The 13,083-nt window shown below is 36.7% G+C and carries 10 protein-coding genes; 3 read left to right on the forward strand and 7 right to left on the reverse strand.

From position 1 onward, the window contains the following. Positions 1–112 precede the first annotated feature (112 nt). Positions 113–3,157: a Tn3 family transposase gene (locus E2I05_RS10550; RefSeq protein WP_121852407.1), complete on the reverse strand. Its 3,045-nt coding sequence runs from the start codon at positions 3,155–3,157 to the stop codon at positions 113–115. Positions 3,158–3,420: 263 nt separating this feature from the next. Between E2I05_RS10550 and E2I05_RS10555 the strand changes: the two genes are divergently transcribed. Next, positions 3,421–4,551, forward strand: coding sequence for a hypothetical protein (locus tag E2I05_RS10555; protein ID WP_121852406.1), 1,131 nt, complete (start codon positions 3,421–3,423; stop codon positions 4,549–4,551). Positions 4,552–4,911: 360 nt separating this feature from the next. Further along, the gene (locus E2I05_RS10560; protein WP_121852405.1) at positions 4,912–5,490 is read left to right on the forward strand and encodes a recombinase family protein; all 579 of its coding nucleotides are present in this window, start codon (positions 4,912–4,914) and stop codon (positions 5,488–5,490) included. 213 nt (positions 5,491–5,703) lie between these two features. Here E2I05_RS10560 and purB read toward each other — a convergent pair whose 3' ends face one another. The 5 genes from purB to E2I05_RS10585 all read right to left on the reverse strand — a co-directional run bounded on the left by purB (position 5,704) and on the right by E2I05_RS10585 (position 10,170). Next, the gene (purB, locus tag E2I05_RS10565) at positions 5,704–7,074 is read right to left on the reverse strand and encodes an adenylosuccinate lyase (protein WP_121852404.1); all 1,371 of its coding nucleotides are present in this window, start codon (positions 7,072–7,074) and stop codon (positions 5,704–5,706) included. A 44-nt stretch (positions 7,075–7,118) separates the two neighbouring features. Continuing rightward, the gene (gene hflD / locus E2I05_RS10570; RefSeq protein WP_121852403.1) at positions 7,119–7,733 is read right to left on the reverse strand and encodes a high frequency lysogenization protein HflD; all 615 of its coding nucleotides are present in this window, start codon (positions 7,731–7,733) and stop codon (positions 7,119–7,121) included. Then, positions 7,730–8,842: a tRNA 2-thiouridine(34) synthase MnmA gene (gene mnmA / locus E2I05_RS10575; RefSeq protein ID WP_121852402.1), complete on the reverse strand. Its 1,113-nt coding sequence runs from the start codon at positions 8,840–8,842 to the stop codon at positions 7,730–7,732. The genes hflD and mnmA overlap by 4 nt, the downstream gene beginning before the upstream one ends. A 143-nt stretch (positions 8,843–8,985) precedes the next feature. After that, a complete protein-coding gene (locus E2I05_RS10580) occupies positions 8,986–9,465 on the reverse strand; it encodes an NUDIX hydrolase (protein ID WP_121852401.1) in 480 nt (159 codons plus the stop codon). 24 nt (positions 9,466–9,489) lie between these two features. Further along, positions 9,490–10,170, reverse strand: coding sequence for a pseudouridine synthase (locus E2I05_RS10585; RefSeq protein ID WP_121852400.1), 681 nt, complete (start codon positions 10,168–10,170; stop codon positions 9,490–9,492). A gap of 234 nt (positions 10,171–10,404) precedes the next feature. Between E2I05_RS10585 and E2I05_RS10590 the strand changes: the two genes are divergently transcribed. Further along, complete coding sequence (locus tag E2I05_RS10590) at positions 10,405–12,630, forward strand: NADP-dependent isocitrate dehydrogenase (protein WP_121852399.1); 2,226 nt, start codon at positions 10,405–10,407, stop codon at positions 12,628–12,630. A gap of 70 nt (positions 12,631–12,700) precedes the next feature. On the opposite strand, the gene cspD is transcribed toward E2I05_RS10590, so the two are convergent. Next, positions 12,701–12,907, reverse strand: coding sequence for a cold shock domain-containing protein CspD (gene cspD / locus E2I05_RS10595; RefSeq protein ID WP_121852398.1), 207 nt, complete (start codon positions 12,905–12,907; stop codon positions 12,701–12,703). Positions 12,908–13,083: the final 176 nt, after the last annotated feature.

Below are 13,083 nucleotides of genomic sequence, written 5' to 3' on the forward strand. Positions count from 1 at the left end.
AGTTGCATCTTTGATAAGGTAACAGGATATTTTTTAATTAAATAGGGGGCGTGTGGAAGAACCCCCAATAGTGCCGTTTTTATCACAAGGTAATGATTTAATGTATAAAAATTTATCTCCAAAAGTTCTTTTTTAGCTCTTCTTCAATTATCTTGGCCATAGCTCCTACATCGACGAAAGTCTCGCTTTTTTTGAAGTGATACCGGCCAGTGAACAATGTATGTGACCAAGCTATTGGTGAGATCCTAATAAATTTTTTGATAATTACTTCGGAAACATTTTCAGCAAGCATCTTTTCATAAACAGCATTCAAAATAATACTGTTGTAGGCAATAATACAGTTTGCAACTAATCTGGTCGCATGAGCACTGACTCGATTATCCATGACTCTCTTACCGGTAAACACGCCTTTGTATGTTTTCCTAATGCTGCTTTGTAATTGGTGAAAGGCTTCAGTGCGATTTCTTGCTGTTCTCAATGCCTTTCTTAATTCCATATCATCAATCAAATTCAAAATATGTATGCTTTTAAAAACTGAGTTGTATTCGGCCAATGCAGCTTTTAAACGAGAGTACCTTTTATGAGAGTTTAGCTTTCTAATGATGTGGCTCTGCGTGTTTTGCTGTATTAGCAGAGACAACAGGACTCTAGTTATCTCTCGTTTCTGCGAGCGTATCAGCTCTACATCCACAATCTTATTGATCTTTAGTAATCCAGTATTTTCAATAGGTTCCGCAGCACACAGATCGGCTGCAGCTTCTCTTACATTTCGTATACAAGGAACGTAATCAACAGTAATTGAATCTAGTACGACAAAATTAAGCTTGTTAAGTGAATGATTATCACCAGTTACCATGTTTATATCGATGTCCGTGTTATTGCCATAAATCATGTCGTATAACATATGGCCTTCGTATTCATTCAGTCCGATATTTTTGGCGTTAACGGCCACAAAGTTTGCAATCAATGTATAGATGGAAATACCACGACCTTTGCCAAGATATTTTCTTGAATAGCGTGATTGAATTGTATTATCCAATGTAGAAAACTTTTGGCCATCAGCATCCGCTAATACTTTATCTTCGATAAGATCCCATTTCCTAAACAACGGAAGTGAATGAATAAAGTTACAGGCAATATCGTTTGCTGAGCATAATGTATCGACTCTTAAAAAATCTTCTTTCGTTGATCTTAATTGGTTGAAATCTATGTCAGAGACTTCAGCCATATTTTTGGTTCCAAAGCCAAATGCTTCTGAGATCAAGCAAGCGGTTAGATAGAGTGGTACGGGTTGCTTGCGTTTCACGTAGCGCCCCCTTATGTGAGCAAACGTATCCCAAAATCCAAGCTTATCCCCAATAAACATAACAATATTAGCTATATCAAGTTTGGGCAGGTGGTTAAAGAATTTGTCATCTAATGGCATTTTGCTGTCATAAAGTAAGTGCCAGTATTCAGTTCCATCTTTTGCCGTTTTCACTTTAATTCCAGTGTTATTATTTTGCTCAATATTTGAAAGAGTGCGATTCCAAGTTTGTTGCAATGTAGCTAATGCAGAATCTAATCTCACATCACAATAATCGACAATACTTGGGTACCCTAATTCATTGGCGATAGTTGCAACATCATCAACTAATGCATCGTCAATAAGATCTTTTTCAATGTCACGATATTCTAGGCTGTCATTGCAAAATAGACGTCCTCTTGATAGCTCGTGCTCTACTTTAAGGTAGACAAACCATTCAAAAAGGTAAGGATCAATGTCAGTATCATCTGGTGTTCGCTTCAAGTGGCGCAGCATTGATTTTGGGATGGTTATCCCAATCTCATCAGTGATCTTTAGCTTTGAAATGACCTTACCATCCGAGCAATATGTTTTTAACAGCTCCATAAGCTGTAATAGATACCCTTCATCTTTATAATAACCCCAATTAATACAAGTGAATATAGGCCGCAGATACAGGGCGACTTTCCTTGATGATTTCGCATAGTATTCCCAAATCGCCGATTTTTTATCAAAAGCTTTTCCGTCAAAATAATTCGCTAAAGTGGTGAATTGCTCTTTAGGAAGAATTTGATAAGCACACTCATCAATTTCTGTTTGACTCATTTGTAAATCACGTTGTGGAAACCATTTAAGAAATTGAGCCAGTTTTGGAAGATCAGCTTTAAACTTTGATGCTTGTGATAACTGGAGCATTGAGGCATAAGTTTTAGCGGACGCTTTTATTGCTTTCATGTGATAAATAAAGCTGGTCAATAAATTATCCATCAATTGCTGATATCGGTTATTCACAAAGCACAAAATGTGTAGGTGTTGTTGAGGTCGGCTGAACCGCCTTAATCGTGATGCAGCATATTGATCTGCAATTTCAGCATAATGCTGGATTGCATTATTTGAGATGCCAAGCGTCGGAATGAAAGCTTGTGAAAAATCATACAGTTCTTGTATTTGTTTAACTTTGTCTAGTTCAAGGCGAATGTCGGTATAACGAAAGCTTTTTTGATCTGAACGGATGATATTAACTGCTGTGATCCCATCACTTTTGCTATTCAATTTGTTTAGAAGTTTTGTGGTGTTTACAGGAATATTCCGCAAAATAGAATTAATCCTTACTTCCTCATCAGCTATACCTGCAGTAAAAACATCTTGAAAAAAGCGATATGAAGGAATGACAATTTGCTTGTTTTCAAAGAAAATCAGTAATTGTCTGTAGGCGCTGTGTACTTTGGGGTAAAGCTTGAGCAGCTGAGCCACCTGCTCCTGTACTATTGGTTTTATGCTCATTGACCAAGGATTGTATTGAAATAGCGATAAGATCAATATGTGTTGTTTATTCATCGACTCATAATGCATCGTTCCTTTGAGATGGCTTGGATATACCCGTATATCAGAAAAGTATTTGTTGAGAATAAACTCAACATCATCCTGGACGTCTTCAATTTTAAAATCAAAAAATTGTTGTTTAGCTCTGAAGTAGCCAACTTGCAAGGCAAAAATAAGACGTGTCTTTACATTACGAAATGTTGAAAAGCTCGCTAACTCTTGAGGTGTAAATGAAAAGTATTGCCACCTTTCAAACTCAGTAAATACTGGCCGTGAATAAAGTTCTTCTGCCTCAACCTGAGGCAGTAGCTGTATGCGTTTAGCGTTCAAAAGGACTTAAGTATCTAGATTGTAATAATTTCATCATCAAATGTGACCACTATTTAGTCAGGATTGATGAATTCTTCACAGATACAGAAGTAATTCAAGGCTAATTTAACTTAAACTCAGAAAGTTAATTTAGTTTTCACCTGTATTTAATTCAACTAAAACTACTCCAATAGTACCTGTTATCTTGAAGGCAATAGACTTGACTTACTTTGTTGCCTGCTAAATAATTAACCTGTTCATTTAACAAACAAAAAAGGATTTTTATGTTTATTAGAATAATATTAGCGCTATTTTTATTTTTGATATCAGCTACAGCTTCTGCAGTCGGAAATATGAAAGTATACTCATGTGATGATTGTGATTTTGATCGAGCTAAATTTTTAGCTAGTTTTCACCCACCAAGGTATGACTGTATAGGAAAACCTCCAGGTTTTCCTCCAAGAGGAAGTTACTCCAACCCATATAATGAATATCCTAGTTGCGATCCTGTTACTGAAAATGTAATTTTTGCAAATCCATTAACAAGAATAGCTTATAAATTTAAAGTCACAGTTACCCCAGATGACTTAGGAGATATTGAAAGTATAATTGTTAACTCTATTTCTCTTTCATATAACGATACAATTTTACTTAACAAATTCTATGATATTGATGAAGAGTTTAGATCAGCAATGGCTCAAGACGTAGTCATAATAGAAAATAGTAACTCTCCTCAATATTCTTATAGTAGTGTGTATAGGCCAAACTCTAATTCTTCGGATAGCTGTGACAATCACCCTATCTCATTTTTTAAAAATAGAGGCAGAGAAAGGATCTATGATCGAATGACTGCTGACATTTCTGCCAAAGTTGGTGATTCTGATTGGAACGACTATTACGAAGACACAGATTTTACTGGAGGGGGGCTTAACCTATCTCGAGATGGTTTCGGCTTCAATGTTAGTTTTGTACACAATACAGTTGGTGCTTTTGCACATTACGTAGTTGGAGATCACAATAACACATTAGATTTTGAGGTTAGCTACGGAGGAGTAGTCGAAATAAATGGCAGTAAATCGTTAAGGCTTTCTTATAAATTAAATAAAGGCTCTAGTCGAATAGACGGTATAACCGTTGGTAATCTTTTTGCTGATACTACCCAAGATTTAACTCCATCAGGAACAGCTGTTAGTAATTGTTTATTAGAATATTTAGAAGAAAATTCAGAAACAATCTCAAGTGTACCTTTTGGAGGCGGTGATCCTGATTCGGGTTCTGGCGATGGAATAGGTGATGGTGATGATGGTGGAAATAATATAAATCTATGTACAAAAACAGTAAAAGCTACTGTTTGTAATAGTCAATCAGGTCAGTGCACTACGACTATATTTAGATTTGTCAGACCGTGTAATTAGTTTCTTTTAGGTACTTGTTTGATGGGTTTGGCTGTACATCAATCAAGTACATTATGGTTATTAGAACAGCTTCAAATGTACAATTTCAAAAATTTTATTAGGTCGTCATATACGATGCAATCATTAAATTAATAACATTTAAATTTATAACTATTTCTTAAAACTAATTTTTCCTAAATTAAGCCGCAACGTCTTTTTTATAGCTGTAGAAGTAGTTTAATTTAACGACCGTTATTGTTAACTAAAGCTTCAAGCATACTTCAAACAATAGAATCAGCTTTATATGGTTAACTAAACTGGTTTACTTTATCTACGTTCAGTTTACTATTTACTCATGAGTAAACTGAACGAATTTCAATTATGAAGATTGGTTATTGCCGAATTAGCACTAAAGGACAAAATTTTGATTTACAACTTGATGCATTAAACCGTGAAGGCTGCGAGAAAATTTTTAAAGATATAGTGTCTGGTTCCAAGTCAAATCGTCCAGGATTGGATGAAATGCTTTCTCAGCTCAGAGCAGGCGATATTATCATTGTTTATAAGTTAGATCGCCTTGGACGATCGCTGCGACATTTAGTTGAGCTGATTAATGATTTGTCACATCGAGAAATAGGACTGAAAAGTCTAAATGATCCGGTCGATACAACATCTGCACAAGGAAGGCTGATCACCAATTTATTTGCATCTATTGCTGAGTTTGAGCGAGAACTTATCCAAGAACGCACGATGTCGGGATTAGAAGCTGCCAGATCAAGAGGACGAACAGGCGGTAGACCAAAAGGGCTGGATAAGGAAGCACAATCAAAAGCAATAGTTGCCGCTACCTTATATGAAGAAGGGCTACTAAGTGTTCAGCAAATAGCTAACCAATTGACCATATCTAAAACAACGCTTTATAAATACCTCAAATATAGAGGTGTTGCAGTTGGCAAGTAATCAAAACCACTTTTTGAACAAATAAATACCTGTAAAATTAATTTCTTATACCAAAAACGGCACATTTGGGGGTTCTTCCACACGCCCCCAAATAAATCACCCCGGTCATAGGGGCGAGGAATTACCCTCAAAGTGATAAAAAATTCAATTTAGGCAGTAAAATAAAGTCCTAACAATCACTAAAATATGACTGTAGAGACTTTATCAAGAATATTATTTCAATGAATCAACAAATGCTTCTGCACTTCCAATATAATTTGAAGGTGTAAGCTTTTTAAGTTCAGCTTTTACATCACTTGGCAATTCTAATCCATCAATGAAAACGACTAATTGCTCAGCGTCGATTCTTTTCCCGCGTGTCAACTCTTTGAGCTTTTCGTAAGGTTTTTCAATACCATATCGACGCATAACAGTTTGAATCGGCTCAGCTAAAACTTCCCAATTTTGGTCAAGTTCTGCAAGTAATTGTTCTTCATTGACTTGTAACTTACTTATCCCTTTAAGGGTGGCTTGATAAGCAATTAGTGAGTGTGCTATACCAACACCTAGATTGCGTAATACTGTTGAATCAGTAAGATCACGCTGCCAGCGTGAAACAGGAAGTTTGCTAGCTAAGTGCTGCATTAGTGCATTCGCAATGCCTAAATTACCTTCTGAATTTTCAAAATCAATTGGGTTAACTTTATGAGGCATTGTTGATGACCCAATTTCGCCAGCTATTGTACGTTGTTTAAAATGACCCAGTGCAATATACCCCCAAATGTCACGATCAAAATCAATCAAAATAGTGTTAAAACGCGCAATGGCGTCAAACAATTCTGCAATATAATCATGTGGTTCAATTTGGGTTGTATAAGCGTTCCAATTAATACCTAAGCTTGTTACGAATTTTTCTGATAAGTCATGCCAGTTTACTTCAGGATATGCAGACAAATGTGCATTAAAATTCCCAACTGCGCCATTTATTTTACCCATCACTTCAACATTATTGATTTGATTAAGTTGTCTTTGAAGACGCATTACCACATTAGCCATTTCTTTACCTAATGTAGTAGGAGAAGCTGGTTGACCATGTGTACGGGACATTAATGGAACTGAGCGAAGTTCGTGAGCAAGCTGCTTTATAGTGTCAGTGACTTGGTTACAATAAGGAACTAATACAAGTTCACGTGCTTCTTTTAACATTAGAGCATGTGATAAATTATTGATGTCCTCGGATGTGCAAGCAAAATGAACAAACTCATCGACTGCAGCAAGTTCTGCATTATCTGCAATTTGTTCTTTAATGAAATATTCAACGGCTTTTACATCATGATTAGTCGTGAGCTCAATGTTTTTTACTCGCAAAGCGTGCTTTTCATTGAAATTATCTTTGATATTATCCAATACAGATATGGCCGCTGCACTGAAAGGTGGAACTTCCTTAATTCCTTCACAATCAGCTAAAAGTTTGAGCCATTCAATCTCAACTTGAACACGATACTTAGTCAAACCAAACTCACTAAATATCTCTCTTAATTCTGCGGTTTTACAGCTATATCGACCGTCTACTGGAGAAATTGCAGTCAGCGCGGAAAGTTCCATTGTAAGCTCCTTTATGAACTTTGATTTTATTGTAGGGTACAAATTTAATTATTTAGATTATATTTGGCGGCATCGATAATGGATTTACGCGAAAATATTAAATCTCGTCTTTTTCCACCAAGCTGGCGCCATAAAACAGCATTTCGTATAGCACTTAGAAGAAGGGCTCTTATTCTATGCATCGTAATAGGACGATTTATAACGTTGGGGTTGCCTGCGACCACAATTTTAGGGCCTAAATTACTGATTAAGTCAGTATAAATACTCGATAGATTAGCGATTACTTGTTCATCAGTAATTTTAAAATGTGCTAATTGTCGGTTAATTTCGTCGATTCTATTGGCCATATCAGACATTGACCCAGACCTAGAAAGTTTGCGTTCCAGTGATAATATACCCACTAAATAACGAGTTAATTCGATATCTTTTTGCTTTCTATCTTCTAACTGCTTAAGTAAAGTATGATAGCCATCTTTAAGCATTCGTTCATTAGGATATATATCTGCAATTTTGTCAGGATCTGTAACAACCAGTGTATTTAAACAGTCTTCAATAGCTTCATTATTAAAACTGTCATTTCTTGCGATAATCTGCACTTGTGCAAGCGCATGAATTGTGGCTGAAAACGCTTTAGTCCTATCAATTAACTGCTGATTCATTTTATTAACTCGTCAATAATCCCGCCACCCAAGCATACTTCACCATCATAAAATACGGCTGACTGACCAGGTGTGACTGCGGCGACTTCTTCATCAAATACAACTTTAAGGGAAGTGTTATCAACAAAGGAAATTTTACATTTAACGTCCTGCTGACGATAACGGGTTTTAACAGTGACTATTGAACCATCCTGAAGGTCATCTGAATTCACCCAATGCAATTGGTTTACTCGCATTCCTTTAGACATTAGACGAGGGTGCTTGCCACCTTGGGCAACAATAAGTTTATTCCGGTCTAAATCCTTATCGACAACATACCATGGATCCTCATTACTATTTTTGAGACCACCAATACCTAGGCCTTTTCTTTGACCTAAAGTGTGATACATCAAACCTTGGTGTTGGCCAATAACTTCACCATCAACCGTTTCAATTTCACCAGGTTTAGCTGGTAAATAATTGGATAAAAATTCTGTAAACTTTCTCTCGCCAATAAAACAAATACCTGTTGAGTCTTTTTTATTATGCGTAACGAGGCCGAGCTCCTCTGCAATACGTCTTACTTCAGGCTTTTCTAATTCTCCTACTGGAAATAGACTCCTTGAAACTTGTTTGTGGCTCAATGTATATAAAAAGTAACTTTGATCTTTGTTGCCATCGACGCCCCGAAGTATTTGAGTTTTTCCATTGATATCAACCCGGCGAACGTAATGACCCATAGCAATATAGTCAGCCTCTAAGATTTCGTCTGCAAAATCTAAAAAAGCTTTAAATTTAATTTCCTTGTTACACATAATATCAGGATTAGGAGTTCGCCCAGCTTTGTATTCAGCAAGAAAGTACTCAAAGACGTTATCCCAATATTCAGATGCAAAGTTTACGGTATGAAGCTTAATTCCTAATTTATCACATACCGCCTGAGCATCTTTGAGATCTTCAGCTGCTGCACAGTACTCATCATTATCATCTTCTTCCCAATTCTTCATAAATAAGCCTTCAACTTGATAACCTTGTTGTTGAAGTAAATAGGCTGAAACTGAAGAGTCAACACCACCGGACATGCCGACGATGACTTTTTTACCGTTAGATAGGGAAGTTGTAGATGTCATAAATCCTGAAACCAAGTTAGAAAATTTAGCCGACACTGAAATATGGATACTCTGAAAAGTGCATCAAAATTCGGCGCGTAATTCTAACATGGCTTTTATTTAAGGGCTATGTTGAAGCAAGTAATTTAAGCGTGTTTGAGTAATTATTTTAAGGTTAAAAACTCGTCTGATAGTGTATTTAAGCTTGCACTTTTACCTTCTTGATAATCTTTAATAGACTTTAATATAAGAGGGCTTCGCAATTGCGACTCTAGCGATTTTATTTCATCCAAAGTCATCCAATGTGAAGCGACGATTTGTGGATCTTGAGGCCTTGTTTGTGGTGGTTCAAGTGTTGTACCGTATTGATTTACGATGCAATGAAAAGTAAACCTTAAAAAGTCTAATTCTTCTGCTGCTTTGTATTGATATATTCCTGTCATGGATTGACATTTTGTGGCGATGCCAGTTTCTTCTAGAATCTCACGCTCACAGGCGCTTTGTATACTTTCATTTGCTTCTAAATGGCCAGCAGGCTGATTATAAACCGTTTCTCCATCGATAACTTCTTCTACCATTAAAAACCATTCCTGCCAGACTACAATTCCAGCAACGGTAACATTGGGTTTGAAACGTTCAGCCATTTTTAATTCCTTAAAATAATAATATTAAATGGAAGTATAGGGTATTTCGATATACTCGCCCGATGATAACATTGCAACATTATCTTTTTTCAGTGAATATTTTCCAATACTGTAACGAATAAGTCTTAAAGTTGGGAATCCTATGGCTGCGGTCATACGTCTTACTTGGCGGTTTTTACCTTCACAAATATGAATTTCGATCCAACTGGTGGGTATCGTTTTTCGTTCACGAATAGGGGGCACACGTTGCCACACAGGCGGTGCTACTATAACATTTACCTTTGCAGGTAAGGTTATGCCGTCTTTTAATTCAACACCTTTTCTCAATTTTTCTAAATCATTTTCTGTGGGTTGACCTTCAAGCTGAACCCAATATTTTTTGAATACTTTTTTCTTTGGCTGAGTCAGTTCTGCTTGTAACTTACCGTCATTGGTTAGAAGCAATAAGCCTTCACTATCTCTATCGAGCCTACCCGCTGCATATACGCCTTCAATAGGAACATAATCCTTCAGTGTCTTCCTTCCAGTTTCATCCGTGAACTGACATAAGACATTGAAAGGCTTATTTAATAATACGAGTTTAACTTGCTCCGATGGTAAGCATTTATTAGGTGATTGGATTCTTTGATACTTAACTCTTCGATTTGAAGAGCGATTTTGGCTAAATTTATTGGCCTTTGGTTTATTTGAACGATTTTGATTCACTTTAAAATGATTTTTGAAAGTTTGTGTGTTTATCTTGACAGTCTACTGGTGATTGAACCATTTGGGAATTTGAATATTACTGTTAATGATTTATGATTACTCATCATTTTGTAGGGCATCACGAAATCAACTTTTGATATCACAGGTCTACTTAACCCGACTCTATTCGCTTAACTGATATTTTCAGTTAAGCGATAAAATAACAATTAGTCATCCACTCATGTAGGACGAGAAATGAAAGCTGAATCTCCAACCATTATCTATACAGAAACTGATGAAGCGCCAGCATTGGCTACTTTATCTTTACTACCAATCATCAAACGCTTCACAGCTGTTGCAGGTGTAAATGTTGAAACACGAGATATTTCACTATCTGGTCGTATCATTGCAAATTTCCCTAGTTATTTAAAAGATGAACAAAAAATTTCAGATGCCTTAGCTGAGCTTGGTGAATTAGCTAAAAAACCAAAAGCTAATATTATCAAGCTACCTAATATCAGTGCATCAATTCCGCAGTTGAAAGCGTGCATTACAGAGCTTCAAGCTAAAGGTTATGCACTACCGAATTACCCTGATGAGCCTAGCTCTGAAGAAGAAATAAAAGTTAAAGCTATCTATGACAAAATTAAAGGTAGTGCTGTAAATCCTGTTTTGCGTGAAGGTAACTCTGATCGCCGTGCTCCTAAATCAGTTAAGAATTATGCGAAGAAGAACCCACATTCAATGGGGCATTGGGCTTCTGGCTCTAAATCACATGTTGCACATATGACTGATGGTGACTTTTTTAGTACTGAACAATCTGTAACAGTTGCTCACGAAACAACTGTAGATATAGTATTAACAGAAGTTGACGGTACTAAAAAGGTACTAAAAAAAGGTATTAGTTTACTAGCGGGAGAAATTATTGATTCTGCTGTTATGAGTAATAAGGCTTTAACCTCTTTTTTTGAAACAGAAATTGAAAAAGCTAAACAAGAAGATTTGTTGCTTTCGCTTCACCTTAAAGCAACCATGATGAAAGTGTCAGATCCAATTATGTTTGGTCATGCTGTCAAAGTATTCTATAAGCCATTATTCGAAAAGTATGCTACTGAATTTACCAATTTAGGTGTCGATGTCAATAATGGTTTTGGTGACGTTCTTGCAAAAATTAAAACCTTGCCTGCTGAGCATTGTGCACAAATTGAAGCTGAAATTGCTGAGATTTACAAAAAACAGCCAGCACTAGCCATGGTTGATTCAGATAAAGGGATCACCAACCTGCATGTTCCAAGTGACATTATTATTGATGCTTCAATGCCAGCGGCCATTCGCTCATCAGGACAAATGTGGGGCCCTGATGGTGAGTTAAAAGACACCAAATATATGATCCCTGATCGTTGTTATGCAGGAATATACCAAGAAACAGTCAACTTCTGTAAAGAACACGGTGCTTTTAATCCTAGTACAATGGGAAGCGTACCAAACGTAGGCTTAATGGCACAGAAAGCTGAAGAATATGGAAGTCACGATAAAACATTCGAATTAGCAAGCTCGGGTGTTGTAAACGTTACAGATCAGAGTGGCGATGTTCTAATGACTCATAATGTGGAGCAGGGCGACATCTTCCGCATGTGCCAAGTGAAAGATGCTCCAATTCGTGACTGGGTTAAATTAGCCGTGAATCGTTCTCGATTGAGTTCAACGCCTGCTGTTTTCTGGTTAGATGAAAACAGGGCTCATGATGCTCAAATAATTTCGAAAGTTCAAAACTATTTGAAAGATCATGACACATCAAATCTAGACATTAAAATTTTGCCACCACAAGCCGCAACAGTACATACATTAGCTCGAATTAAGGATGGAAAAGATACCATTTCTGTTACAGGTAATGTGCTGCGTGATTATTTAACCGATTTGTTCCCAATTCTTGAATTAGGAACAAGTGCAAAAATGTTATCTATTGTTCCATTAATGAATGGTGGCGGATTATTTGAAACTGGTGCCGGTGGTAGTGCACCAAAACACGTGCAGCAAGTTGAAAAAGAAAACCACTTACGTTGGGATTCATTAGGTGAGTTTCTGGCATTAGCAGCTTCTCTTGAGCACTTAGGCCACGCTACCGATAATCAGAAAGCACTTGTTTTGTCTAAAACACTAGATGAAGCTATTGGTGAGTTCTTAGACTTGAACAAGTCACCATCAAGAAAAGTGGGTCAACTAGATAATCGTGGTAGTCATTATTATCTCGCTAATTATTGGGCCAAAGCAGTTGTTAAACAAGGTGACGATGCTGAGTTAGCTTCTGAATTTGTTGAATTATCTAAAAGTCTTATATCTAATGAAGACTTAATAGTAGCGGAGTTGAATGACGCTCAAGGCCCTTCTGTTGATCTTGGTGGTTACTATCGTTTAGATGCAGGTAAATCTGTTAATGCGATGCGTCCAAGCACAACATTAAACCGCATAATCAATGCATAGTTCTTGATAATCAGAAATAAAAAAGGCAGAGTCAATACCCTGCCTTTTTTTGTCCGTCATACGAGTAATATTATTTTACAGCTGTAATAGCTGATGCATGCATGCCTTTAGGGCCTTCTTCTACCTCATAATTAACTGGTTGACCAGCCTTTAGAGTTCGATAACCTTCCATATCGATGGTAGAATAATGTGCAAAAATATCTTCACCGCCTTGATCTGGACATATAAATCCGAATCCTTTGGCGTTGTTGAACCACTTAACAGTTCCGCTTGCCATACTTCCACTTCCTTCTGTTGTCTACTTCCCAGTAAGATGATTAAATAAAAAAGTTAATCACTCGATGACCAGAATGAAATCCCTAAAAGAATATGTCAAGTTAATTTTAACATTATTACAACAAATTTCGTATGATTGTAACAATAACAGATGAAAATTGTATAGTCGTCATCAAT

Source organism: Parashewanella spongiae, from assembly GCF_004358345.1.
Lineage (GTDB): Bacteria > Pseudomonadota > Gammaproteobacteria > Enterobacterales > Shewanellaceae > Parashewanella > Parashewanella spongiae.